Here is a 25,664-nt window from a genome sequence, read left to right on the forward strand (position 1 = left end):
CACGCACGGGAAGGGGCGGGCGGGGGCGAAAGAAGCCTCCGGCCGCCCGGCGGCAACCGTCAGCGTTCCTGTCCCGCCTCCATCAGCTTCACCATGTTCCCCGCCTCAGCACACCGCGCCTCCGCGGTCTCCCCTTCCAACCCCGCGTAAGCGGAAAGCACCCCACGCGCGCGTGCCAAGGCCGCGGCGGCCCGCCCCAGATCGGCCTCCAGCCACCCAGCGGCGAGCTCGGCCCCGGTCCGAGCATCGAGCCCGTCACTCCCGAGGGAGCCGAACACGGAGATGGCCTTCGTGATGTGACCCAAGGCCTCCTCGAACGTGACCCGGGTGGAAGCCTCCTCCGCGTCGCTGGGCACGGAACGGGCCACGAGATCCCCGAACTGGCGATAGGTGTGGCCGAGTTCGGAGACGAGGCGAGGACGCGCGTCGGAGTCGTCCGGCGAACCGGAACCGGCGGGCGCACGGGACGGCGAGCCCGATCCGAGAGGTGCGCCCGCGATCGCGGACTCGCACTCCCGCACCGCCGCCCCCATCAACTCCCGCGCCCCGTCGAGCCCCCCGTCCGTACGAGCCGCCGCCCACGCCCGCGCTCGCAGCGCTCGGACCAGCCCATGGACGTTGCCGAGGCCACGCCAGAGATCGCCGGCACGGGCGTACGCCTGGTCGGCCTGGGCGGGCAGCCCGGCGTGCCCGAGGGCCTCGGCGGCGAGATGCGCGAGCATCGCGTGGTCGCGCTGCTCAGGCCAGTGCTGGGCGATGTCGGCGGCCCGCAGCCAGTGTTCGGCGGCCTCGCGGTGCTCACCGAGCTCGGTGAGACAGTCGCCGAGCCACCACCGCGTCTGCACGATCGCACCCTCACCGTGCATGTCGGCGGTCAGATCGGGCAGTGCCGACTCCAGCACCTCGGCGGCCTCCGCCCACCGCCCCTGACGGAGCAGGAAACCGCCGAGCTGGTGCCGGGCCCAGGCGCCGAGCGTGCCGGCCTGGCCCGCCTCGTCGGCCCAGTGCGCGGCCTCCATGGCGTGCTCCGAAGCGGGCCGCAACTGCCCACTGGTGCCGAGGATTTCAGCGAGCTGGAGGTGCAACTGGGCCTGGCCCATGGGTTCCAGGTACGCCCCTGCGTGGTCCAGCGCGGCGCGCGCCGCCCGTTCCGCCCTGTCCGTGTCGCCGAGGCGCAGGGCGATCCCGGCGAGCCGGGAGTCGTACTCGACGGCGAACCACGGCAGCCCGGCCGCCACGAACGTCTCCACGGCCAGCGAGAGCCGGTCCGTGGCCTCCTCGGCGTCCCCGGAACGCGCCGCGAGCTCCCCGAGCATCGCCTGCGCCTCCGCCGCCCGCGAGGCCAACGGGACGTCCGCCACATGCGGCTCGGCAAGCGCCAGCAACTCCCGCGCGGCCTCCTCGGCGGCGGCCACGACATCGCCCCCGGCCTCCGCGTAGCCCGCCGCCTCGGCCTCAGCCTCGGCGCCGGAGCCGCCCTCCGCCTCATCCACCCGGTGCATCAAGATCCGCGCCCGCCCCACCAGCACGGACGCCGTCTGGGACACCCCCGTCCCGCCTTCCTTGAAGAGGGCGAGCACCTTCTCGTACAGCTCCGAGGCGGCCGTCAGGGCCTCCTCCGTCGCGCCGCTCAGGGCGTGGATGTACGCGGCGCGGGAGCGGGCCGCCAGTGCCTCGCCGGGGTCGCCCGCCTCGGCGTACAGCTCGGCCGCGCGGTGGAAGAGCTCGATGCCCTCCGGGCCGCGCTCCATCGCCGCGTGGTCAGCGATCTCCGCGCGGTCGCGGAGATCCAGCTCGTGGCCCTCGGCGGCGCGCGAGACCGCGGCCCACGCCTCTACGGCCTCCGGACTGCGGAGGGCGGAGAGCCGCCGGGCCTCGGTGAGCAGCGCGGACAGGCCGGGCTCGCCGGAGGAGGTCACGGCGGCGGCTTCCGTGATGGCGCGCGGCAGAGGAGCGGGCGCCGTAGCGTGCTGCCCGGTGCGCGCCGGGCGTGTGGAGCGCACGCCCAGCGGGAGCCGGTCCACGAGCGCCGGCTGATCCATGCGCGCGCGGGCGCGCTCGCTGACATACGACGTGCCGTTGCGCGCGTCGAAGCGCGCGGCCAGCGAAAGCGCCTCCCCGCGCGCGTGGACGGCGAGCTCCCCCGAGGTCCACGCGCGCCCGGCGGGACCGGGCACCGCCTGGTCGCCGAGTCCGAGCCCGTTCAGCCGGTCCATCAGCAGCGCCGTGACGGCCATGAAGTCCAGCTTGCTGCGCGGGTCCCCGGAGTCCGTGAAGTAGGAGGGCCGCTCGGCGAGCAGCTCCAGGGCGCGCGCCTCGTTGCCGGAGAGCGCGCAGAACTCCACGTGGTCCGCGTACGCGCCGCGCATGCTCTCCATGGGGCGCACCAGCCGGAAGCCCCGCAGGTGATGGGCGCGCGCCTCGTCCACGCGTCCCAGGCGCAGCAGGGGCACCAGGGAGGAGGCGAGGACGGTGTGCGGCTCGTGGGCGCAGGTGTACTCGCCCTCCAGGACCGGTCCCCACAGCTCCAGCGCCTCCGCGTCCGCGCCGCGCACCGCCCGCCACCAGCCCTGGCTGTGCAGCTCGCAGGCGTGGCAGTCGGCCATGGTGTCCCGGTCGGCGGCCAGCCAGGCGGTGTACGCCCGCTCGGCGCGCTCCAGGTCGCCCAGGTGGGCGGCGACGCTGAACTCGGCGCCGCGCACGGCCCGTTCGGAGTGTCCGGCCAGCCGGTAGCGGTGCTCCATCTCGCCGAGCCACTTCTCTATGGAGGCGAGTGGAACGTGCGGCTGGTCGAGCATGCCGGCGGACATCCACTTGAAGACCCAGTGCAGCGAATGGATCTCATACTCGTCGAAGTCCTCGGGGCGCTCGTCCCACATGCGCAGCAGGCGCGCGAAGGGGACGAACATCTTGTCCTTCTCGGAGCTGTAGTTGTAGACCTTCAGCTGGTGTCCGAGCGCCTCGATGACGGCGAGCGGGATGTTCAGCTTCTCGGCCTCGACGAGCAGCTGCTCCGCGCGCGCGTTGCGGGCGGGCCCCTCCGGCTGCTCGTAGTTGTCCGCCATCGCCTGGCGCAGCGTGTCGAAGTCCATGGCCTGGCTCATCGGCGGTCGTCCTTCCCGGGGTCGTGGGTGGCCCACTCCAGGAGGCCGATGAACGCGCGGTTGAGGAGCGCGGAGTCGGCCGGCCGCAGGGGGCGCTGCGCCATGAGGAGGGCTTGCCCGTAGAGGGACTCGGTGGCGGTGCCTATCAGCTCCGGGTCACTGAGTGAACTGATCCTTCGGATCAGCGGGTTGAGGTGGTTGAGGACCAGACGCGCGCGTGGAGCGCTGCCCCGCAGCGAGCCGAGAATGCCCGCCCACAGGTCGTCGGCCTGCTCCTCCGCCTCCGCGCGTGCCTGCTCGTGGCGGGCCGCCCGGTCGTCCAGGTGCAGCGCCGGGACCGACAGCGGGTGGAAGGCGCGCAGGACCACATCGCAGCCCAGGGGGTCGAGTTTGGCCCGCGCGGCCGCCAGGAAGGCCGACAGGGCCAGTTCCTCGGCCGTGTCGACCGCGTCCAGGTGCGCCGTCACGGTGTCGGCGTCCAGCTCCGACACGACCGTTCCCGGACGCACCGACGGCAGCGCCTCGATCAGCTCGCTGTCGTACGTGTAGCCGCCGTTGATCACCCCGACGCCCTGTGCGGAGGCGATCGGCGCGACCTGCCGGTACTCCTCCACGGTCCGCGTGAAGTGGACCACCGGGTGCCGCTGCGCGAACTCCTCCAGGGACAGCCGCCCGTCGGTCGTCTCGAAGGGCAGCCACGGCAGCATCGTGCGCAGCATCTCCTTGTCGTGCCGCGCGAGGGACTTCACCCCCAGGTAGTGGACGGAGAGAAAGGCCGCCAGGCGGTCCGGGTCACCCGCCGCGAGCCCGGTCAGCCAGGAGCGGATCCTTTCGCCCAGCGCTTCCCGTACGGCCGCGAGCGTCTCGTCCTCGTACAGCGACTCCCGTGACGCGGTGGGCCGCAGGCTGTCCGTGTCCAGGACGCAGCGCACGAAGAACGCCCAGTCGGGCAGCAGCTGTTCGGCCCGCTCGGTGAGCAGCATGCCCTTCAGGTGCACGCGGTGGCCCGCTCGCTGGGCCGGGCTGACCGCGGACGGCAGGACGTACGCCACGCCCCGGATCCCGGCGAGCGGCACGTCCAGGTCGATCGAGTCCAGCGGCGTGAAACCGAACAGGTCGTGGCAGTGCCGTGCCAGCGCCACCCTCCGGGTGGCAGGGCTCGGATAAGGACGGTCCCAGGGCGCCGGAAGGTCCGCGATCACCTCGTCGCCGACGCGCACGTCGTACGGCAGCAGCGACCCGAAGTCCCGCGCCAGCGACCGGACCCGCTCCTCGCTCAGCCACTCGCCGGCCCCGGCGCGCGCCACCAGGTGCACGGTGGTGCCCGGTTCGGTGCGCGCCTCGTGCGGCAGCGTGCGCACGGTGTACGAGCCGTCGTCGGCCGCCGTCCACTCCACGGGCGCCGCGTCGGGCGTCCGCGCGCTGCGGCTGACGACCCGGATGCGCTCGGCGACGACGAAACACGCCAGCAACCCGATGCCGAACTGCCCCAGGAAGTCGGAGCGGGCCGACTCCAGACCGTCGTTCCGCTTGGAGCTGCGCCCGATCGTCGCGAGGAGGTTGTGCACGTCGGACTCGGTGAGCCCCACACCGGAGTCCTCCACCCGCAGGGCGCCGCCCTCGGCGTACAGGCGCACGGTGGCCGGGGCATCGGGCTGCTCGGCCCGGCGCGCGGTGATCGCGTCCACGGCGTTCTGCAGCAGCTCGCGCAGATAGACCTTGGGACTGGAGTAGAGGTGATGGGAGAGCAGGTCCACCAAACCGCGCAGGTCGACCTGGAACGAATGAGGTGACTGGGGTGCCTGTGATGGCTGTGAAGTCTGGGAGTCCATCGTCGCTGCGCCGGTGGGTGGGGGGACGGGCGACGGCGCGGGGTCGGGCGGTCCCGGCGGACGGTGACCGCGAAGAGGGCCGGAGCGGGTCATCCTAGGCCCGGAACGACCCGCCTGACCAGCGGATTTCCAGGACGTATACGGCATTGTCAGTGCGGTGGTGTGCAATGGATCTCGTGCCCGTGCTCGAAGAACCACTGAAGAAGGCGCTCGGTCCCGCCACCGCGAAGGTGATGGCCGAGCACCTCGGCCTGCACACCGTCGGCGATCTGCTGCACCACTATCCGCGCAGATACGAGGAGCGCGGGCAGCTCACCCACCTCGCCGACCTCCCCATGGACGAGCATGTGACGGTGGTCGCCCAGGTCGCCGACGCGCGCCTGCACACCTTCGCCTCGTCCAGGGCACCCCGCGGCAAGGGCCAGCGCCTCGAAGTCACCATCACGGACGGCAGCGGCCGCCTCCAGCTGGTCTTCTTCGGCAACGGCGTGCACAAGCCCCACAAGGACCTCCTGCCCGGCACGCGCGCGATGTTCTCCGGCAAGGTCTCCGTCTTCAACCACCGCCTCCAGCTGGCCCATCCGGCGTACGAGCTGCTGCGCGGCGACAGCGACGAAGCCGCCGAGAGCGTCGACTCCTGGGCGGGCGCCCTCATCCCGATCTACCCGGCCACCGCCAAGCTGGAGTCCTGGAAGATCGCCAAGTCCGTGCAGACGGTGCTGCCGAGCGCCCAGGAAGCCGTCGACCCCCTCCCCGACTCCCTCCGGGACGGCCGCGGCCTGGTCGCCCTCCCCGAAGCCCTCCTCAAGATCCACCGCCCGCACACCAAGGCCGACATCCACGACGCCCGCGCCCGCCTCAAGTGGGACGAGGCCTTCGTCCTCCAGGTCGCCCTGGCCCGCCGCCGCCATGCCGACGCCCAACTCCCGGCCGTGGCCCGCACCCCCAAGCCGGACGGCCTGCTCACCGCCTTCGACGCCAAGCTGCCCTTCACCCTCACCGAGGGCCAGCAGAAGGTCTCCAAGGAGATCTTCGACGACCTCGCCACCGAGCATCCGATGCACCGCCTGCTCCAGGGAGAGGTCGGATCGGGCAAGACGATGGTGGCCCTGCGCGCCATGCTCGCCGTCGTCGACGCGGGCGGGCAGGCCGCGATGCTCGCGCCCACCGAGGTGCTCGCCCAGCAGCACCACCGGTCGATCACGGAGATGATGGGGGAGTTGGCCGAGGGCGGCATGCTCGGCGGGGCCGAGCACTCCACCAAGGTCGTGCTGCTCACCGGATCCATGGGCGCGGCGGCGCGGCGGCAGGCGCTGCTCGATCTGGTCACCGGTGAGTCCGGCATCGTCATCGGCACGCATGCGCTGATCGAGGACAAGGTGCAGTTCCACGACCTGGGCCTGGTCGTGGTCGACGAGCAGCACCGCTTCGGCGTCGAGCAGCGCGACGCCCTGCGCGGCAAGGGCAAGCAGCCCCCGCACCTCCTGGTCATGACCGCCACGCCCATTCCGCGCACCGTCGCCATGACGGTCTTCGGCGACCTGGAGACCTCGGTCCTCGACCAGCTCCCCGCCGGACGTTCGCCCATCGCCAGCCATGTCGTCCCGGCCGCCGACAAGCCGCACTTCCTCACGCGCGCGTGGGAGCGCGTACGCGAGGAAGTGGAGAACGGCCATCAGGCGTACGTCGTCTGCCCCCGCATCGGAGACGAGGAGGACGACCCGAAGAAGACCAAGAAGAAGTCCCCCGAGGACGAGGCCGAGAAGCGCCCTCCCCTCGCCGTCCTGGACGTCGCCGAACAGCTCGCCAAGGGCCCTCTCCAAGGCCTCAAGGTCGAGGTCCTGCACGGCCGTATGCAACCCGACGACAAGGACGCCGTGATGCGCCGCTTCGCCGCGGGCGAGACGGACGTGCTGGTCGCGACGACCGTGATCGAGGTCGGGGTGAACGTGCCGAACGCCACGGCGATGGTGATCATGGACGCCGACCGGTTCGGCGTCTCCCAGCTCCACCAGCTGCGCGGCCGCGTCGGCCGAGGCTCCGCCGCCGGACTCTGCCTCCTGGTCAGCGAGATGGCGGAGGCGAGCCCGGCCCGCCAGCGGCTGACCGCGGTGGCGTCCACGCTCGACGGCTTCGAGCTCTCCCGCATCGACCTCGAACAGCGCCGCGAGGGCGACGTCCTCGGCCAGGCCCAGTCCGGCGTCCGCTCCTCGCTGCGCATGCTCGCCGTCATCGAGGACGAGGAGATCATCGCCGAGGCCCGTGAGGAGGCGGCGGCGGTGGTGGCCGCCGACCCGGACCTGGAGCGCCTGCCCGGCCTGCGGACGGCGCTGGACGCGCTGCTGGACGAGGAGAGGGAGCAGTACTTGGAAAAGGGCTGAGGATGCAGCGCCCCTGAAAGGGGCGCGGGGAACTGCGCGAGCAACCACGGCGAAGCCCGCAGCCGCCCACGACGCAAACCACCCCCACCTCCGCCTGCCAAACTGGATCCGTAACCACCCCCACGGACAAGGACCCCAGATGACCCGCGTGATCGCCGGCGCAGCCGGCGGACGCCGCCTAGCCGTCCCGCAGGGCACCCGCACCCGGCCCACCTCCGACCGGGCGCGCGAGGGCCTCTTCTCCACCTGGCAGTCCCTGCTCGGCGGCCCGCTGCACGGGGAGCGCGTGCTCGACCTGTACGCCGGTTCCGGTGCCGTCGGACTGGAGGCGCTCAGCCGCGGCGCCGGACACACCCTGCTCGTCGAGGCCGACGCCCGCGCGGCCAAGGTCATCCGCGAGAACGTCAAGTCGCTGGGTCTCCCCGGCGCCGAGGTCAGGTCGGGCAAAGCGGAACAGATCATCCAGGCGCCGGCGCCGGCAGACCCGTACGACCTGGTCTTCCTCGACCCTCCGTACGCCGTCTCGGACGACGATCTTCGGGAGATTCTGCTCACACTCCGCACGCAGGGCTGGCTCGCGGCCGAAGCCCTCGTCACCGTGGAGCGCAGCACCAGAGGCGGCGAATTCGGCTGGCCCGACGGCTTCGAAGCGATCAGGGCCCGTCGTTACGGCGAGGGGACGTTTTGGTACGGTCGCGCCGCCTCTACGTGCGAAGACGCACGATGACCGGACCGGAGAGCGAGGGACCACAGTTGCGCCGCGCCGTCTGTCCGGGGTCATTCGACCCCATCACCAATGGACACCTCGACATCATCGCCCGCGCTTCCAGGCTGTACGACGTCGTGCACGTCGTGGTGATGATCAATCAGTCGAAGCAGGGCCTGTTCACCGTCGACGAGCGGATCGAGCTGATCCGCGAGGTCACCGCCGAATACGGCAATATCCAGGTCGAGGCCTACCACGGCCTGCTCGTCGACTTCTGCAAGCAGCGCGACATCCCCGCCATCGTCAAGGGTCTCCGCGCGGTCAGCGACTTCGACTACGAACTCCAGATGGCCCAGATGAACAACGGCCTCTCGGGCGTCGAAACGCTGTTCATCCCGACCAGCCCCACCTACAGCTTCCTCTCCTCCTCGCTGGTCAAGGAGGTCGCCCAGTGGGGCGGCGACATCTCCCACCTGGTGCCACCGGTGGTCCTCGACGCGCTGAAGGAACGACTCGGCAAGGGCTGAGCCCCTGACAGTCCGTCACCCGGTGTCGGGCGGGGCAGGAGTGGTCGTACAGTCGACCCGTCCGTCTCCATCACAGCTGTAGAGAGTGGCGAGCACACGGTGGACGTGCAGAAGAAGCTCGATGAGATCGTCGGGGCGGTCGGCAGCGCCCGCTCCATGCCCATGTCGGCCTCGTGCGTGGTCAACCGCGCCGAGCTGCTCTCGATGCTCGAAGAGGTGCGCCAGGCGCTGCCCGGCTCCCTCGCCCAGGCCCAGGAGCTGATCGGCGGCCGTGAGGAAATGGTCGAGCAGGCCCGTCAGGAGGCCGAGCGGATCATCCAGACCGCGCACGCCGAGCGCGGCTCCCTGATCTCCGACACCGAGGTCGCCCGCCGCTCCCAGAACGAGGCCGACCGCATCCTCGCCGAGGCCCGCAAGGAGGCCGAGGAGGTCCGCGCGGAGGCCGACGACTACGTCGACTCCAAGCTCGCCAACTTCGAGGTCGTCCTCACCAAGACCCTCGGCTCCGTCGGCCGCGGCCGCGAGAAGCTCCTCGGCACCGGTCCCGGCATAGACGAGCAGGGATACGAGGACGAGGACGCCCCAGAGCGCAGCCACGACCCGGAGACCCTGCGCCGCAACGCCGACGAATACGTCGACGTGAAACTCGGCGCCTTCGAGGCCGTGCTCGCCAAGACCCTGGAGGCCGTCGGCCGCGGCCGGCAGAAGCTGCACGGCCGGATCGCCAGCGACGACCTGGGCGATCTGAGCGCCTTCGGCGAGGACGGGACACCCGGCCTGCACACCAGCGACTCCGACTACCTGGCCGGCCTCGCGGAGCTCTCGGACACCCCCGAGCAGCCCGCCCAGACCCCCGAGGTGCCCGCCCAGCCGTCGTACGGGCAGCAGGACGCCTACGCGTACCAGCAGCAGGCCGATCCATACGGGTATCAGCAGCAGTACGCCCAGCAGGACGCCTACGGCTACCAGCAGGCCGACCCGTACGCCGCCTACCCGCAGCAGCAGGGGTACGACCAGCAGCCGGCGTACGACCAGAGCGGGCAGCAGGCCTACGCCCAGCCGCAGGCGCACGCCATGGACCAGCAGACGCACGCCCTGGACGAGACCAGCCTCTTCGACACCAGCATGATCAGCGCGGAGCAGCTGCGGGCGTACGAGCAAGGGCGCGGCGGCCACTGATTCCGGTGGCCGCGGCCACCGGGGCCGGGGCGCACGCCGGTGCGCGGGATGGGCAGCGCACACCGGATTGGGCCGAGAGCGAAAGGTCCAGTATCCTGGCTCTTCGGTCGCGCGTACGTCCGCGATCAACGCTGCCCATGGAACACCAAGGGGTGGCAACCCCTTGAGCTTCGAAGATCGAAAGCAGGAATGGCTCTGAACACCCGCCTCGACCACCGCAACCCTCTCGTGTTCGACACACACGAGCTGGGGCGGCGTCCTGGCGCGCTGCAGCGCTTGACCCGCACGATTGACGCTCCCAAGGATCTCGGGATCCAGGGAGTCATCGGAGTGCCGGAAGGCGCCCCGGTGGAGCTCGAACTCCGCCTTGAGTCGGTCATGGAAGGGGTGCTTGTCACAGGCACCGCCCGTGCACAGGCCAAGGGGGAGTGCGTAAGGTGTCTGGAGCCGCTTGAGCAGCAGCTCGAAGCGGACTTCCAGGAGATGTTCTCGTACCCTGACGCCGACGACCGGGGCCGCGTGAAAGCGGAGCCGGTCGACGACGCCGAGGAAGACGAGGACAGGCTCTTCATCGAGGACGGTTTGTTCGACCTCGAATCCGTGCTGCGTGATGCGGTGGTGCTCGCACTGCCGATGCAGCCGGTGTGCCAGGACGACTGCCCCGGCCTGTGCTCCGAATGCGGAGTGCGGCTCGCGGACGACCCGGACCACCACCACGACGCCGTCGACATCCGTTGGGCGGCACTGCAGGGACTCGCTGGTTCATCCGGAGACGGCGAGAAGGACGAGTTGAGCGGCGACGCGCCTCTATCAGCGCCCGCCGACGAGAAGCAGGAGAAGTAGCCGTGGCTGTTCCGAAGCGGAAGATGTCGCGCAGCAACACGCGCCACCGCCGGTCGCAGTGGAAGGCTGCGGTCCCCACCCTGGTTGCGTGCGAGCGCTGCCACGAGCCCAAGCTGCAGCACATCGCGTGCCCCGCTTGCGGCACCTACAACAAGCGCCAGGTCCTCGAGGTCTGAGCGGCTGGTGAGAGGTCTGATGTCTGACGCCAAGGCGGACTCAAACGCCAAGAAAAAGGCGGACAACACAGCCTCGTCCCACACGCTTCTGGAAGGGCGGCTCGGGTACAAGCTCGAGTCCGCCCTTCTGGTGCGTGCGCTGACCCACCGTTCCTACGCGTACGAGAACGGCGGTCTGCCGACCAACGAGCGTCTGGAGTTCCTCGGGGACTCCGTGCTCGGCCTCGTGGTCACGGACACGCTGTACCGCACCCACCCCGACCTGCCCGAAGGCCAGCTGGCCAAGCTGCGGGCCGCGGTGGTCAATTCTCGTGCGCTGGCCGAGGTGGGCCGCGGGCTCGAACTCGGCTCCTTCATCCGGCTCGGCCGGGGCGAGGAAGGCACGGGAGGCCGGGACAAGGCTTCCATCCTCGCCGACACCCTTGAAGCGGTGATCGGCGCGGTCTATCTCGACCAGGGTCTGGAAGCGGCGGGCGAGCTCGTCCACCGGCTCTTCGACCCGCTGATCGAGAAGTCCTCGAATCTGGGCGCGGGCCTGGACTGGAAGACCAGTCTCCAGGAACTCACCGCGACCGAGGGGCTCGGCGTGCCCGAGTACCTGGTCTCGGAGACCGGCCCGGACCACGAGAAGACCTTTACTGCTGCCGCCCGCGTCGGAGGCGTCTCGTACGGCACCGGCACCGGCCGCAGCAAGAAGGAAGCGGAGCAGCAGGCCGCGGAGTCCGCGTGGCGTGCGATCCGCTCCGCCGCGGACGAACGCGCGAAGTCGGCCAAGGCCGCCGAACAGGCGGCTCAGGCCGCCGAACAGGCGGCCGAGGCCACCGAGGGGACCGCCGATACCCCCTCGGCCCCGACGAGCGACACGGCCACGGCCTGATTCCTTCACCAACGCACGAACCCCGTCGCAGCGCCCGCGCCGCGACGGGGTTCGTGCGTTGAGGGGCTCGACGCATACGGCCGACGCGTGCGGCAACTGGGGGAGCCGTACCGGAGGATGGGCCACGAGGCCACGGCGGTACGCTGCGGGCAAAGCCCTGTACCCCCGCCCCTCCGGAGGAGTCCCGTGCCCGAGTTGCCCGAGGTCGAAGTCGTGCGGCGGGGCCTGGAGCGCTGGGTCAGCGGGCGGGTCGTGAAGACGGTCGAGGTACGGCATCCGCGGGCCGTGCGGCGGCATCTGGCGGGGCCCGAAGGCTTCGCGAAGGCCCTGGCCGGGCAGCGCGTGGGAGAGGCCATGCGGCGCGGCAAGTATCTGTGGCTGCCGCTCGACGACTCCCCGTACTCCGTGCTCGCACACCTCGGCATGAGCGGCCAGCTCCTGGTGCAGCCGGAGGACGCCCCGGACGAGAAGCACCTGCGCATCCGCGTCCGCTTCGACGACGCCCTCGGCACCGAACTCCGCTTCGTCGACCAGCGCACCTTCGGCGGGCTCTCTCTGCACGAGAACACCCCCGACGGACTCCCGGACGTCATCGCACACATCGCACGCGACCCGCTCGACCCCCTCTTCGACGACGCCGCGTTCCCCACGGCCCTGCGCGCCCGCCGTACGACGATCAAGCGCGCCCTGCTCGACCAGTCACTGATCAGCGGGGTCGGCAACATCTACGCGGACGAGGCGCTCTGGCGCTCCAAGCTGCACTACGAACGCCCCACGGGCACCATGACCCGGCCGCGCACCGCCGAACTCCTCGGCCACATCCGCGACGTCATGAACGACGCCCTCGCCGCCGGCGGCACGAGCTTCGACAGCCTGTACGTCAACGTCAACGGGGAGTCGGGCTACTTCGACCGCTCGCTCGACGCGTACGGGCGCGAGGGGGAGCCCTGCCGGCGGTGCGGGACGCCGATGCGCCGCCGCGCCTGGATGAACCGGTCCAGCTACTTCTGCCCGAAGTGCCAGAGGGCGCCGCGCGTCACGCCGTAGTCCTGAGGAGTCGTCCTGAGGAGTCAGTCTTCGCGCGTCTCGTCGTAGCGCTCGCGGGCCTCCAGGACGTTGTCCATGTGGCCCTCGACGAAGGTGATGAGCGTCAGCAGACGCTCGGAGACCTCGCGGCCGAGGGGCGTGAGCCGGTAGTCGACGCGCGGCGGGTTGGTGGGCTGCGCTTCGCGGTGCACCAGACCGTCGCGCTCCAGCGCGTGCAGCGTCTGGGAGAGCATCTTCTCGCTGACGCCGTCGACCCGGCGGCGCAGCTCGTTGAAGCGGAACGTGCCCTCGTGCAGCGCTCCGAGCGTCAGCGCGCCCCAGCGCCCGGTGACGTGCTCCAGCGTGCCCCGGGACGGGCAGCTGCGCGCGAACACGTTGTACGCGAGGTCCTGACACTCACCGCTCTCGGCGGTCTGCGCGGTGGTCTCCATACACGGAGCATACTCGGGCGCAGCGCTAACCGACAGGTTGCACTAACTAGAAGTTAGTGCTTTCCTTTGGTTTGTCGTCCCCACCTTGAGGAGTTCCCGTCGTGAGCACCCCCGTCATCTCCATCGCCTACCACTCCGGCTACGGCCACACCGCCGTCCTCGCCGAAGCCGTCCGCTCCGGCGCCGTCGAGGCCGGTGCCCAGGTCCACCTGGTCAACGTCGACGAGATCACCGACGCGCAGTGGGAGCTGCTCGACGCCTCGGACGCGATCGTCTTCGGCTCCCCGACCTACATGGGCACCGCTTCGGGCGCCTTCCATGTCTTCGCCGAGGCGTCCTCGAAGCGCTGGTTCGGACAGGACTGGAAGGACAAGCTCGCCGCCGGGTTCACCAACTCCGGCTCCAAGAGCGGCGACAAGCTGCACACCCTGCAGTTCTTCCAGATCCTGGCCGCGCAGCACGGCATGAACTGGATCAACCTCGGTCTGCACCCCGGCTGGAACAGCAGCACCGCCTCCGAGCACGACCTCAACCGCCTCGGCGTCTTCGCCGGCGCCGCCGCCCAGACCAACGTCGACGAGGGCCCCGAGACCGTGCACAAGGCCGACATCGCCACCGCCGAGCACCTCGGCCGCCGGATCGCGGAGACGGCACGGGTGTTCGCGCTGGGGCGGGCGGCTGTGGCCGAGGTGGCCGCGTAAGCGTTTACGTAAACGTTTGCGTAAACGCTTACGTAAGCGTTTACGTGCGTGCGAATGAGCCGCTCACGAAAAGGCCGCTCACGAAAGAGCCGCTCACGAAAGAGCCGCTCACGAAAAAGCCGCGCTCCCCCTTTCCGGGTGGGCGCGGCTTTCGCTTGTTGAGTCGTGTTGAGCCGCGCCGAGGTGCGCGGCCCTCGGCCTAGTAGCCGAAGTCCTGCGTCCACCAGGGGCCGCCCGAGCCCAAGTGGGCTCCGACGCCGAGGGTCTTGAAGTCGCAGTTCAGGATGTTGGCGCGGTGGCCGGGGCTGTTCATCCAGGCTTCCATCACCGCCGCGGCGGTGGCCTGGCCGCGGGCTATGTTCTCGCCGCCCAGGTTGGTGATCCCGGCCTTCGCCGCCCGGTCCCAGGGGCTGAGCCCGCTCGGGTCGGTGTGGTCGAAGAAGTCGCGCGCGTCCATGTCCTCGCTGAAGGCCTGGGCCAGGTCCGACAGGGCACTGTTCGCCGATACGGCGCTGCAGCCGACCTTGGCCCGCTCCTCGTTGACGAGCTTCAGCACCTCGGCCTCGGCCGCGGTCTCGGCGGAGACCGTCACCGGGGCGTTGGTCTTCGGCGCCTTCGTGGCGGTCTTGGAGGGCTTCGGAGCCTTCGGGTCCTTCGTCTTGCTGGGTTTGGCGGTGGGCTCCTTCGTAGCCGTCGCCGTCGGCGCGGCGGACGACGTCGCGGGAGCGGCCGACCCCGAGGGCGAGGCGGAGCGGTCCGCGTCACGGCTCGTCGACGTGTCGTCGCGGGAGTCCGCGCTGCCGGACGTGCCACCCTGCTGGGTTTCCAGGCTGGAGGGGGAGCTCGCGGCCTGCACGCTGTCGGAGTTGCCGCTGCCGCCGCCGAGCGAGTAGTTGTCGCTGCCGGGCAGCACGCCGGCCGCGACGGCGACCGTACCCAGCGCCACCGCCGCGGAGACGCCGAGCAGACCCGTGCGTACGGGGGTGGCGCCCTTCCGCTTGCGGTGCGAGCGGGCAGCGGCTGTGGGCGGGAGGTCGGCGACTGCGGCGTAGCCGTACAGATTCTCCGGACCGTAGCTGTCCGTGTCGGGCCCGTACGTATCTGTGACCCCGGTGGCGCGGCCTGTGGCGGCGCGGCCGGCGGCCGAGCGTCGGTGGCGTCCCATCTCCTGGGCCTTCCTCGATCTTGCGGTCAGCGATCCTCAGCCGAACCTCACCCGAAAGAGTGAGTTTCATATGAGACTCATTGGGTCGGGACGGTACCCCATGCCGCAAGGGGAGGAAGTGCTCAGAGAGACATTGTCCGGTTAGCGTGCACCCATGAACGAGGTTGCACGGCTGGTCGTCTGGGTCCGCGGAGGGGTACAGGGCGTGGGTTTCCGCTGGTTCACGCGGGCCAAGGCGCTGGAGATCGGTGGGCTGAGTGGTTTTGCTCTCAATTTGGACGACGGACGGGTCCAGGTCGTCGCGGAGGGCTCTCGGGCCGAATGCCAGAGCCTGCTCGATTGGCTCCAGGGGGACGACACACCCGGGCGGGTAGACGGAGTCACTGAGATCTGGGACACGCCCCGGGGGATCTACGAAGGCTTCGCCATTCGCTGACGGCGACGGCGGCAATACCCCAGGCGGAAGCGGTATGGCATGCCACCGGCACCTGCCAGAAGCAGAAATGACCTGGTGGTTGCCAAGAACGGCTTGTCGTGGCAGGCTCCGCAGATAACGATGATCTCTACGCCCTGAGGGTCCCGCAGGAGTCGCAGCGCAGCTGTTCCAGAGCCGCGCGACAGCGGGTTGCCCGCCAATACAGGGCGTGATCGTGTTGACCGTCAAACTTTTTGGTGAGACGCTGAAAGCCCCGCGCACCTTAGCTGTTTGGCATGTGGAACGAGCACGACTCAGCAGCACGACATCAGCAGTGTCAAGCATCGCGGGTGCGATTCCCTCACGACCCACACCGCTTCGGTCGGTCACTCAGTGTGGAGGACCATCCATCATGGCAAAGGCGCTTCTCGGTTACGTCGGCGGTTCCGACCCGCGACTCATTGCCGAGATGCGACGGCTCCAGCAGCGCGTACAGGACCTCGAATCCGAGCTCGTACGGATTCAGGCTGAGAACGACGCGCTCGCGGCTGCCGCTTCTCACGACTCGCTTCTCGAGAGCATCGACGTACCCCAGGCGGAGCCTGCGCTCACCTGATCACTGCACCGCACAACGACAGCAGTGGTTGGGCTGCCCGTATCAACCGCTAAGTTGTCAGATTTGCAAGGGACGCCTCCTCGGCGTCCCTTCTTTCTTTCCCCCGCGCACTGTTCCACTCTCTTTAACGTCTGGTGTGCCCTGCACGTTCATGGGTGAAACCGCGCGTTCATGGAGTGAGACCGGCACGAAAGGTAGAGTCCGGCGGCGTGCACCTCAAGGCCCTGACCCTGCGCGGGTTCAAATCGTTCGCCTCGGCGACCACGCTGCGGTTCGAGCCGGGCATCACCTGTGTTGTGGGCCCCAATGGCTCGGGCAAGTCCAATGTCGTGGACGCCCTGAGCTGGGTCATGGGCGAGCAAGGGGCCAAGTCGCTGCGCGGCGGCAAGATGGAGGACGTCATCTTCGCCGGCACCACCGGGCGGCCGCCGCTCGGCCGGGCCGAGGTGTCGCTGACCATCGACAACTCCGACGGGGCGCTGCCCATCGAGTACGCCGAGGTCACCATCACGCGGATCATGTTCCGCAACGGCGGCAGCGAGTACCAGATCAACGGTGACACCTGCCGCCTCCTCGACATCCAGGAGCTGTTGTCCGACTCGGGCATCGGTCGCGAGATGCACGTCATCGTCGGCCAGGGCCAGCTCGACTCCGTCCTGCACGCCGACCCGATGGGCCGCCGCGCGTTCATCGAGGAGGCCGCGGGCGTCCTCAAGCACCGCAAGCGCAAGGAGAAGGCGCTGCGGAAGCTGGACGCGATGCAGGCGAACCTGGCCCGCGTCCAGGACCTCACCGACGAACTGCGCCGCCAGCTCAAGCCGCTGGGCCGGCAGGCCGCCGTCGCCCGCCGCGCCGCCGTCATCCAGGCCGACCTGCGCGACGCGCGTCTGCGCCTCCTCGCCGACGATCTCGTACGACTCCGGGGGGCGCTCCAGTCCGAGATCGCCGACGAGGCCGCGCTGAAGGAACGCAAGGAAGCCGCGGAGGCCGAGCTGAAGAAGGCGCTCCAGCGGGAGGCTCTCCTGGAGGACGAGGTGCGGCAGCTGACGCCGCGTCTCCAGCGGGCGCAGCAGACCTGGTACGAGCTCTCGCAGCTCGCCGAGCGGGTGCGCGGCACGATCTCGCTGGCCGACGCGCGCGTGAAGAGCGCCACTTCCGTGCCCGCCGAGGAACGGCGCGGGCGTGAGCCCGAGGACATGGAGCGCGAGGCCGCGCGGATCCGGGAGCAGGAGGCCGAGCTCGAAGCGGCCCTGGAGGCGGCCGAGCACGCCTTGGAGGACACCGTCGCGCACCGCGCCGAACTGGAGCGGGAGCTCGCCGTCGAGGAGCGCCGCCTCAAGGACGTGGCCCGCGCCATCGCCGACCGCCGCGAGGGCCTCGCCCGCCTCAACGGCCAGGTCAACGCCGCCCGTTCGCGCGCCGCCTCCGCACAGGCCGAGATCGACCGGCTCGCCTCCGCCCGTGACGAGGCACAGGAGCGGGCGGTCGCGGCCCAGGAGGAGTACGAGCAGCTGAAGGCCGAGGTCGACGGCCTCGACGCGGGCGACGCGGAGCTGACCGAGCAGCACGAGGCGGCCAAGCGGGCGTTGTCCGACGCCGAGTCCGCCCTGACGGCGGCCCGCGAGGCGGCCACGGCGGCGGAACGCAGCCGCGCCGCCACCCAGGCCCGCCACGAGGCCCTCGCCCTCGGGCTGCGCCGCAAGGACGGCACGGGAGCGCTGCTGGGAGCGAAGGACCGGCTGTCGGGGCTGCTGGGTCCCGCGGCCGAACTGCTCTCCGTCACCCCCGGCTTCGAGGTCGCCCTGGCCGCCGCGTTCGGTGCGGCTGCCGACGCCATCGCGGTCACCACCCCCGCCTCGGCGGCCGACGCCATCCGCCTCCTGCGCAAGCAGGACGCGGGACGGGCGGCGCTGTTGCTGGCGGGGGCGCCGGAGGAGCGGGACCGGGAGGCGCGCCCCGGCAGGGCGGACGGCGCTGGAAGGGACGCGCACGCCCCCTCCAGCGACGTGCGCGCGGGCGCGGGCGTGGAAACGAACGCCCCCTCGGGGGACGCGCACGCGGGTGCGGGAGTGGACCCGTACGGCGCCCCCGGTGACGTACACGCGGGCGTGGGCGCGGATGCGTACGCCCCCACCAGCGCCGTACCCCGTCAAGTCCGCCACGACGGCCCCCCGCACGCCGCCGACCTGGTCCGAGGCCCCGCCGAGCTCATGCCCGCCGTGCGGCGACTGCTGCGCGGCATCGTCGTCGTGGGCACCCTCGAAGACGCCGAGGATCTTGTCTACGCGCGGCCCGAACTCACCGCCGTCACCGCCGAGGGCGACCTGCTCGGCGCGCACTTCGCGCACGGCGGGTCGGCCGGGGCGCCCAGTCTGCTCGAAGTGCAGGCGTCCGTGGACGAGGCGGCGGCCGAGCTCGAAGAGCTCGCCGTACGGTGTGAGGAATTGACCGAGGCTCAGCACCTCGCCATCGAACTGCGCAGGGAACATGCCGCGCTCGTCGAGGAGTTGGGTGAGCGGCGGCGGGCCGCAGAGCGGGAGAAGTCGTCCGTGGCGCAGCAGCTCGGGCGGCTGGCCGGGCAGGCGCGGGGGGCTGCCGGGGAGGCCGAGCGGAGCACGGCCGCCACCGCGCGGGCGCAGGAGGCGCTCGACCGGGCCGTCGAGGAGGCCGAGGAGCTGGCCGAACGGCTCGCCGTGGCCGAGGAGATGCCCGTCGAGGAGGAGCCCGACACCTCCGTGCGCGACCGGCTCGCCGCCGACGGCGCCAACGCACGGCAGACCGAGATGGAGGCCCGGCTCCAGGTGCGTACGCACGAGGAGCGGGTCAAGGGACTCGCCGGGCGGGCCGACGGACTCGACCGGGCCGCACGGGCGGAACGTGAGGCACGCGCGCGTGCGGAGCAGCGCCGGGCCCGGCTGCGGCACGAAGCGGCGGTCGCCGAGGCCGTCGCCTCCGGCGCACGCCAGCTGCTCGCGCATGTCGAGGTCTCGCTGACCCGGGCCGAGGAGGAGCGGGCCGCCGCCGACAGCGCCAAGGCCCGCAGGGAGCAGGACCTCGTCGCCGCCCGCAACGAAGGCCGCGACCTCAAGGCGGAGCTCGACAAGCTCACGGACTCGGTGCACCGCGGCGAGGTACTCGGTGCCGAGAAGCGGATGCGCATAGAGCAGCTGGAGTCGAAGGCGCTGGAGGAGCTCGGTGTCGAACCGGCGGGGCTCGTCGCGGACTACGGTCCCGACCAGCTTGTGCCGCCGTCGCTCCCGGCCGAGGGCGAGGAACTGCCCGAGGACCCGGAGCATCCGCGCAATCAGCCCCGGCCGTTCCACCGCGCCGAGCAGGAGAAGCGGCTCAAGTCAGCCGAACGGGCGTATCAGCAGCTCGGCAAGGTCAACCCGCTCGCGCTGGAGGAGTTCGCCGCGCTGGAGGAGCGCCACAAGTTCCTCAGCGAGCAGCTGGAGGACCTCAAGAAGACGCGCGCCGACCTGCTTCAGGTGGTGAAGGAGGTCGACGAGCGCGTCGAACAGGTCTTCACCGAGGCCTACCGGGACACGGCCCTGCAGTTCGAGGGGGTCTTCAGCCGGCTGTTCCCGGGCGGGGAGGGGCGGCTGATCCTGACCGATCCCGACAACATGCTCACCACGGGTGTGGACGTCGAGGCCCGGCCTCCGGGCAAGAAGGTCAAGCGCCTGTCTCTGCTCTCCGGCGGGGAGAGGTCCCTCACCGCCGTCGCGCTCCTTGTGTCCATCTTCAAGGCGCGGCCCAGCCCGTTCTATGTGATGGACGAGGTCGAGGCCGCGCTCGACGACACCAACCTCCAGCGGCTGATCCGGATCATGCAGGAGCTCCAGGAGGCCTCGCAGCTGATCGTGATCACGCACCAGAAGCGCACGATGGAGGTCGCCGACGCGTTGTACGGCGTCTCCATGCAGGGCGACGGTGTGTCGAAGGTCATCAGTCAGCGGCTCCGCTAGATACGTGTAGCCCACACCGGTCATGACCTGGGCTTCTCGTTGAGTTCAAGTAGTGAACACACTCCTAGCGCCTCTGTGTCGAAAATTCACAGCAAGAGAACTGTTGACTTCGAAACTTGAAGGCATAGTCTCTGCAACGTTGCTTTTACCTTCAGGTGGTGGGTGGCGCGTTGGTATGCGCCACTTGAACCAGTACTGAAGGGCTTGCCCCCACACCCCCGGCAGCGAGGCCGGTGGCCCGAGGAGTTACACGTGACCAGCACCGCGCAGGCACCCAAGTCAGGAGCCAGGACGGCTCACCCCGAACATCTCGGGCATGTCATCTTCATCGCGGCGGCGGCCGCGATGGGCGGCTTCCTCTTCGGTTACGACAGTGCCGTGATCAACGGCGCCGTCGAAGCGATCCGCAGCCGCTACGACATCGGCTCGGCGGCGCTGGCGCAGGTCATCGCCATCGCGCTGATCGGCTGCGCCATCGGCGCGGCGACCGCGGGCCGCATAGCCGACCGCATCGGCCGTATCCGCTGCATGCAGATCTCCGCCGTCCTGTTCACGATCAGTGCCATCGGTTCCGCGCTGCCCTTCGCGCTGTGGGACCTCGCCTTCTGGCGCATCATCGGCGGTTTCGCCATCGGCATGGCCTCCGTCATCGGCCCCGCCTACATCGCCGAGGTCTCCCCGGCCGCCTACCGCGGTCGTCTCGGTTCCTTCCAGCAGGCCGCGATCGTCGTCGGCATCGCCATCTCGCAGCTGGTCAACTGGGGCATCCTGAACGCGGCCGGCGGCGACCAGCGCGGCGACGTCATGGGCCTCGAAGCCTGGCAGGTCATGCTCGGTGTCATGGTCGTCCCGGCCGTCCTCTACGGTCTGCTCTCCTTCGCGATCCCCGAGTCGCCGCGCTTCCTGATCTCTGTGGGCAAGGACGAGCGCGCCCGTGAGGTGCTCAAGGAGGTCGAGGGCGAGAAGGTCGACCTGGACGCCCGCGTCGTCGAGATCGAGCACGCCATGAAGAGCGAGCACAAGTCGACCTTCAAGGACCTGCTCGGCGGCAGCTTCTTCTTCAAGCCGATCGTCTGGGTCGGTATCGGCCTCTCGGTCTTCCAGCAGTTCGTCGGCATCAACGTCGCGTTCTACTACTCCTCGACGCTGTGGCAGTCGGTCGGCGTCGACCCGACGGACTCGTTCCTGTACTCGTTCACCACGTCGATCATCAACATCATCGGCACCGTGATCGCCATGATCTTCGTGGACCGGATCGGCCGTAAGCCGCTCGCGCTCATCGGCTCCGTCGGCATGGTCATCGGTCTCGGACTCGAGGCCTGGGCCTTCTCCTTCGACCTGGTGGACGGCAAGCTGCCGGCGACCCAGGGCTGGGTCGCCCTGATCGCCGCCCACGTCTTCGTCCTCTTCTTCGCCCTCTCCTGGGGCGTCGTGGTCTGGGTCTTCCTCGGCGAGATGTTCCCGAACAAGATCCGCGCCGCCGCGCTGGGCGTCGCCGCCTCCGCGCAGTGGATCGCCAACTGGGCCATCACCGCGAGCTTCCCGTCGCTGGCCGACTGGAACCTCTCCGCGACCTACGTGATCTACACGATCTTCGCCGCGCTCTCCATCCCCTTCGTGCTCAAGTTCGTGAAGGAGACCAAGGGCAAGGCCCTGGAGGAGATGGGCTAGTCCTGGGCTAGTCCTGCTCCGGAGCCCGCAGACAAGGCTCCCCGAAACGCGGGGAGAAGGGCCAAGTCCCCGCTGCCCCTCTCCTCGTACTCGTAAGAGACGTACCGCCCCGGCTCAGCCTCCGAGATTCTCGGCGTCGTTGAGCCGGGGCAGTACGTTTTCGCAGAACAGGTGCAGGCTGCGCCAGCCCTCGTCGACCGGCATCCCGCCGGACAGCGGATGCAGCACGTAGTTGTCCAGGCCCTGCGCCACGCACGCGTCGGGCGTGAGGATCCGGTAGACGCCCTCGGCGCGCAGTTCCTCGACCGTTGTGGCCGCCGACTTCACCGCCGAGCGGATGTCGCCGGACTGCCAGGAGGCGTACGTCCGTGCCTCGTGCAGGAAGTGCTTGCCGTACTCGGCCCACGCCCGGTCCGGGTCCTCGGCGATGTGCAGCAGCGGGGTCTCGGCGGCGGGCATCATGGTCCAGCCCTCGGTGTCGTACTCGATGAGCCGCTCCTTGTAGTACGCCTCCAGCTCAGGGAGGTGCGCGCTCGGGAAGAACGGCAGCCCGAGCCGGGCGGCGCGCCGGGCCGCGGCCTTGGACGAACCGCCGACCAGCAGCAGGGGGTGCGGGTCCGAGAACGGGCGCGGGGTGACCCGGACCGTGCGGCCCCGGTACGTGAACTCCTCGCCGGTCCACGCCTTCAGCACCGTCTCCAGGAGTTCGTCCTGGAGCCTGCCGCGCCGCTTCCAATCCACGTCGAAGAGGGCGTACTCCTCGGGCCGGTAGCCGATTCCGGCCACTGTCACCAGCCGTCCGCCGCTGAGCAGATCGAGTACGGCGATGTCCTCGGCGAGACGCAGCGGATCGTGCAGCGGGCCGATGACCGCCGATACGGTGACCGCGATGTGCCGGGTCGCCCCGAAGACCGCGCCCGCGAACGCGAACGGTGAGGGCAGCCAGTTGTTGGCGACGCCGTGGTGCTCCTCGGTCTGCACGGTGGTGAGGGAGCGGTCGTCGGCGTACGCGGCCATCTCAACGGCCGCCTTGTAGCGGGCACTCAGCGACGCGGGGGTGGCGTCGGGGTCAACGAGGTTGAAGCGTACGACCGTTACGGGCATGGGGAGCCCCCTTCGTGTGTGGAGGAGGACGGTAGCTGACGGTGCGTCAGACAGCCATAGCGGAGGACTCCTTGGGGGGCTCGGGCCGCTCGGGTGCGACCACCGCGGGCTGCGGCAGAACGGCGTACAGCAGGAAGGAGACCACGATCGTCGCCACCCGGCCGAGGCCGTACTCGCCGATGGGGTTGCCCGCCGCCAGCGGTCCGGTGAACCAGTCGGAGGTGGTGAACAGCAGCCCCGAGCCGAGCCCGACCGCCCAGGCGGCGACCGTGGCGGGCTGAAGCCGCCCGGGTACGAATAGGCGCTGGTGCGCGTGGTGTCGAGCAGGGACCCGGCGTCGTACACCTCGCGGCGCAGCATGTCCGCGCCGACGACGCCGACCCAGGCCGAGAAGGCGACGGTGAGCAGCGACAGGAAGGCGATGAACGCGCCCATGATGCTGGTCGCGACCGGCATCAGCACGCCGCCGAAGACCAGCGAGATCACGGCGTTCACCGGAACGGCCCAGTGCCGCGGCACTTTGAAGCCAAGCGTCTGCGCGGTGAAGCCCATGACGGCGCCCATCAGGACCATGGGGAGTAGGACGATGCCGGCGCCGCCGACGGAGTTGCGTACGATCGCCGCGGACGACGCCGTACGACACGATCGGCGCCGCGACGCCGACGATCAGGGCCTGCCAGAAGTTGAGCCCGGATGACACGGCCAGGGTGGCCCCCATGGTCAGCGACACGTTGATGTTGGCGACGGCGACGCTGGGGAGCGTTGTGACTCCGCCACTGAGGGGCTTCCCGGCCGACGCGCGGTCGGGCGGCGGGCCGGGCCGGCCCGTAGGACATGCAGCCCTCCGCGGACAACGAACGGTCGAGCGGGAGGTCACGCCATACTGGGGTTGTTATGGAAACCGTCATCCTTGCTGTAGTCATCGCCGTGGTCGTGATCGGCGCGCTCGGCGGGCTCGTCGTCGGCAGTCGCAAGCGGAAGCAGCTGCCCCCGCCGCCCCCCGTCGCCCCCGACATCACCGCCCCTCCGGCCGAGCCGCACGTCGGCGACGAGGCCGAGACGCCGCGCGACGAACCGCGCCGCACGATCGAGGAGGTGGATCTCCCCGAGGGCTCGGCGGCCGCGCCGGTCGCCGTCGAGGAACCCGAGCCTGTTGTCGAGGCTCCCGCCATCGAGATCCCGGAGCCGACCGCCGGGCGCCTCGTACGCCTGCGCGCCCGTCTCTCCCGCTCACAGAACGCGCTCGGCAAGGGGCTGCTCACGCTGCTCTCGCGCGAGCACCTCGACGAGGACACCTGGGAGGAGATCGAGGACACCCTCCTCACCGCCGACGTGGGCGTGCAGCCCACTCAGGAGCTGGTCGAGCGGCTGCGCGAGCGCGTGAAGGTGCTCGGCACGCGGACGCCCGACGAACTGCGCGGGCTGCTGCGCGAGGAACTGCTCCAGCTCCTCGTCCCCGAGTTCGACCGCGCGGTCAACACCGACTCGCCCCTCGACACTCCCGGCATCGTGATGGTCGTCGGTGTCAACGGCACCGGCAAGACCACCACCACCGGCAAGCTCGCGCGCGTGCTCGTCGCCGACGGCAAGAACGTGGTGCTCGGTGCCGCCGACACCTTCCGCGCCGCCGCCGCCGACCAGCTGCAGACCTGGGGCGAGCGCGTGGGCGCCCGCACCGTGCGCGGCCCCGAGGGCGGTGACCCCGCCTCGGTCGCCTTCGACGCGGTCAAGGAGGGCATCGAGGAGGGTGCCGACGTCGTCCTCATCGACACCGCGGGCCGGCTCCACACCAAGACCGGCCTCATGGACGAGCTCGGCAAGGTCAAGCGCGTCGTCGAGAAGCACGCGCCGCTGGACGAGATCCTGCTCGTACTCGACGCGACCACCGGCCAGAACGGCTTGGTCCAGGCGCGCGTCTTCGCCGAGGTGGTCGACATCACCGGCATCGTGCTGACCAAGCTCGACGGCACCGCCAAGGGCGGCATCGTCATCGCCGTGCAGCGCGAGCTGGGCGTGCCGGTCAAGCTGGTGGGTCTGGGCGAGGGCGCGGACGATCTGGCGCCCTTCGAGCCGGAGGCGTTCGTTGACGCCCTTATCGGCGAGTGAGCAGCTACAAAGACAGGTAGTAGGTGCTCACCTACGAAAATTCGTAGGTGGTCGAAGAAGCGCCCGCCCCCAAGGTGCAGTTGGGAGCGGGCGCTTCGTCATGCGGGCCCGTCGCGGTGCGGGTTACGCCCGCGACCGATGCGCCACGTACGCCAGTGTGCCCAGCAGCAGCCGTGCCTGCGGCGGCTTCGTCGCCGAGTCCAGCGCGGGGGAGCGCAGCCAGCGGACCGGGCCGAGGCCACCCCGGTCGGAGGGCGGGGCCGTGACATACGTACCGGGGCCCAGGCCGTGCAGGTCGAGGGACGCGTCGTCCCAGCCCATGCGGTAGAGCAGCTCGGGGAGCTCGGCCGCGGAGTCGGGGGCGACGAAGAAGTGGGCGCGGCCGTCCGGTGTGGCCGTGACCGGTCCGAGGGGGAGCCCCATCCGTTCGAGGCGGACGAGCGCGCGGCGCCCGGCGGGCTCGGCGACCTCGATCACGTCGAAGGCGCGGCCGACCGGCAGCATCACGGCGGCGCCCGGGAACTCGGACCAGGCCTCGGTCACGTCGTCGAGCGTGGCGCCGGCCGGGATCGCCGGAGCGAATTCCAGCGGATGCGCGCCCGGCGTGGGGCAACCGGCCTTGCCGCACGAGCACGACCCGGCGGCGGCCCGGGCGCCCGGGACCACGTCCCAGCCCCACAGTCCGGTGAACTCGGCCACGGCGGTGCACTCCGAGGAGCGGCCGCGGCGCCGCGAGCCGGGCCGGATTTCGCGCATTCCCCGACTGCTGCCGATCGTGAAGCCCATGCCCCCTCCAACGGGTCCGATGCACCAGT

The 25,664-nt window shown here is 70.5% G+C and carries 20 protein-coding genes and 1 pseudogene; 14 read left to right on the forward strand and 7 right to left on the reverse strand.

Going from position 1 to position 25,664, the window contains the following annotated elements; all coding sequences use genetic code 11:
- Nucleotides 1-59 precede the first annotated feature (59 nt).
- Together AB5J50_RS35445 and AB5J50_RS35450 are read right to left on the reverse strand one after the other, a co-directional pair.
- Complete coding sequence (locus tag AB5J50_RS35445; protein ID WP_369262551.1) at nt 60-3,104, reverse strand: tetratricopeptide repeat protein; 3,045 nt, start codon at nt 3,102-3,104, stop codon at nt 60-62.
- Nucleotides 3,101-4,936, reverse strand: a complete 1,836-nt coding sequence (locus AB5J50_RS35450) for an HSP90 family protein (RefSeq protein WP_369262553.1) — start codon at nt 4,934-4,936, stop codon at nt 3,101-3,103. Before AB5J50_RS35450 ends, AB5J50_RS35445 begins: the two co-directional genes overlap by 4 nt.
- 167 nt (nt 4,937-5,103) lie before the next feature.
- On the opposite strand from AB5J50_RS35450, the gene recG reads away from it, so the two are divergent.
- The 8 genes from recG to mutM all read left to right on the forward strand — a co-directional run bounded on the left by recG (nt 5,104) and on the right by mutM (nt 12,672).
- Entirely contained in the window at nt 5,104-7,317 is a 2,214-nt protein-coding gene (gene recG, locus AB5J50_RS35455; RefSeq protein WP_369262554.1) for an ATP-dependent DNA helicase RecG, read from the forward strand.
- A 139-nt stretch (nt 7,318-7,456) separates the two neighbouring features.
- Nucleotides 7,457-8,044, forward strand: a complete 588-nt coding sequence (gene rsmD / locus AB5J50_RS35460; protein WP_369262556.1) for a 16S rRNA (guanine(966)-N(2))-methyltransferase RsmD — start codon at nt 7,457-7,459, stop codon at nt 8,042-8,044.
- A complete protein-coding gene (coaD, locus tag AB5J50_RS35465) occupies nt 8,041-8,550 on the forward strand; it encodes a pantetheine-phosphate adenylyltransferase (RefSeq protein ID WP_330307547.1) in 510 nt (169 codons plus the stop codon). The genes rsmD and coaD overlap by 4 nt, the downstream gene beginning before the upstream one ends.
- A gap of 99 nt (nt 8,551-8,649) precedes the next feature.
- Nucleotides 8,650-9,729 (forward strand): ATP synthase F0 subunit B, encoded by a 1,080-nt coding sequence (locus tag AB5J50_RS35470; RefSeq protein ID WP_369262559.1) that lies wholly within the window; start codon nt 8,650-8,652, stop codon nt 9,727-9,729.
- A gap of 189 nt (nt 9,730-9,918) precedes the next feature.
- On the forward strand, nt 9,919-10,572 hold the full coding sequence (locus AB5J50_RS35475; RefSeq protein WP_369262560.1) for a DUF177 domain-containing protein: 654 nt from the start codon (nt 9,919-9,921) through the stop codon (nt 10,570-10,572).
- A gap of 2 nt (nt 10,573-10,574) precedes the next feature.
- Nucleotides 10,575-10,748, forward strand: a complete 174-nt coding sequence (gene rpmF, locus AB5J50_RS35480; protein ID WP_006139588.1) for a 50S ribosomal protein L32 — start codon at nt 10,575-10,577, stop codon at nt 10,746-10,748.
- Between the two features lie 19 nt (nt 10,749-10,767).
- On the forward strand, nt 10,768-11,625 hold the full coding sequence (gene rnc, locus AB5J50_RS35485; RefSeq protein WP_369262561.1) for a ribonuclease III: 858 nt from the start codon (nt 10,768-10,770) through the stop codon (nt 11,623-11,625).
- 186 nt (nt 11,626-11,811) lie between these two features.
- Complete coding sequence (gene mutM, locus AB5J50_RS35490) at nt 11,812-12,672, forward strand: bifunctional DNA-formamidopyrimidine glycosylase/DNA-(apurinic or apyrimidinic site) lyase (protein WP_369262562.1); 861 nt, start codon at nt 11,812-11,814, stop codon at nt 12,670-12,672.
- 23 nt (nt 12,673-12,695) lie between these two features.
- On the opposite strand, the gene AB5J50_RS35495 is transcribed toward mutM, so the two are convergent.
- Entirely contained in the window at nt 12,696-13,103 is a 408-nt protein-coding gene (locus tag AB5J50_RS35495) for a helix-turn-helix domain-containing protein (protein ID WP_327432011.1), read from the reverse strand.
- A gap of 101 nt (nt 13,104-13,204) precedes the next feature.
- Here AB5J50_RS35495 and AB5J50_RS35500 point away from each other — a divergent pair, with 101 nt between their 5' ends.
- A complete protein-coding gene (locus AB5J50_RS35500) occupies nt 13,205-13,804 on the forward strand; it encodes a flavodoxin family protein (protein WP_327432012.1) in 600 nt (199 codons plus the stop codon).
- Between the two features lie 199 nt (nt 13,805-14,003).
- Here AB5J50_RS35500 and AB5J50_RS35505 read toward each other — a convergent pair whose 3' ends face one another.
- Complete coding sequence (locus tag AB5J50_RS35505; RefSeq protein WP_369262563.1) at nt 14,004-14,969, reverse strand: CAP domain-containing protein; 966 nt, start codon at nt 14,967-14,969, stop codon at nt 14,004-14,006.
- 154 nt (nt 14,970-15,123) lie between these two features.
- Here AB5J50_RS35505 and AB5J50_RS35510 point away from each other — a divergent pair, with 154 nt between their 5' ends.
- From AB5J50_RS35510 to AB5J50_RS35525, 4 genes are all read left to right on the forward strand, one after another.
- Nucleotides 15,124-15,405, forward strand: a complete 282-nt coding sequence (locus tag AB5J50_RS35510; RefSeq protein ID WP_327432014.1) for an acylphosphatase — start codon at nt 15,124-15,126, stop codon at nt 15,403-15,405.
- 391 nt (nt 15,406-15,796) lie between these two features.
- Nucleotides 15,797-16,000: a hypothetical protein gene (locus AB5J50_RS35515; RefSeq protein WP_028802434.1), complete on the forward strand. Its 204-nt coding sequence runs from the start codon at nt 15,797-15,799 to the stop codon at nt 15,998-16,000.
- 209 nt (nt 16,001-16,209) lie between these two features.
- On the forward strand, nt 16,210-19,968 hold the full coding sequence (locus tag AB5J50_RS35520) for an AAA family ATPase (protein WP_369262565.1): 3,759 nt from the start codon (nt 16,210-16,212) through the stop codon (nt 19,966-19,968).
- A 252-nt stretch (nt 19,969-20,220) separates the two neighbouring features.
- Entirely contained in the window at nt 20,221-21,639 is a 1,419-nt protein-coding gene (locus AB5J50_RS35525) for a sugar porter family MFS transporter (protein WP_369262567.1), read from the forward strand.
- A gap of 114 nt (nt 21,640-21,753) precedes the next feature.
- On the opposite strand, the gene AB5J50_RS35530 is transcribed toward AB5J50_RS35525, so the two are convergent.
- Nucleotides 21,754-22,743 carry an LLM class flavin-dependent oxidoreductase gene (locus AB5J50_RS35530; protein ID WP_369262569.1) on the reverse strand — a complete coding sequence of 330 codons (990 nt, stop codon included), beginning with the start codon at nt 22,741-22,743 and terminating at the stop codon, nt 21,754-21,756.
- A 46-nt stretch (nt 22,744-22,789) separates the two neighbouring features.
- Nucleotides 22,790-23,382, reverse strand: a pseudogene (locus AB5J50_RS35535) (cytosine permease); the annotation flags it as partial.
- Between the two features lie 255 nt (nt 23,383-23,637).
- On the opposite strand from AB5J50_RS35535, the gene ftsY reads away from it, so the two are divergent.
- Entirely contained in the window at nt 23,638-24,849 is a 1,212-nt protein-coding gene (ftsY, locus tag AB5J50_RS35540; RefSeq protein WP_327432018.1) for a signal recognition particle-docking protein FtsY, read from the forward strand.
- 123 nt (nt 24,850-24,972) lie between these two features.
- Here the strand turns inward: ftsY and AB5J50_RS35545 are convergent, their stop codons facing one another.
- Nucleotides 24,973-25,635 (reverse strand): bifunctional DNA primase/polymerase, encoded by a 663-nt coding sequence (locus AB5J50_RS35545; RefSeq protein WP_327432019.1) that lies wholly within the window; start codon nt 25,633-25,635, stop codon nt 24,973-24,975.
- Nucleotides 25,636-25,664: the final 29 nt, after the last annotated feature.

Origin of the sequence: Streptomyces sp. R35, from assembly GCF_041053035.1 — a bacterium.
In the GTDB taxonomy this organism is placed as follows: Bacteria; Actinomycetota; Actinomycetes; order Streptomycetales; family Streptomycetaceae; genus Streptomyces; species Streptomyces lutosisoli.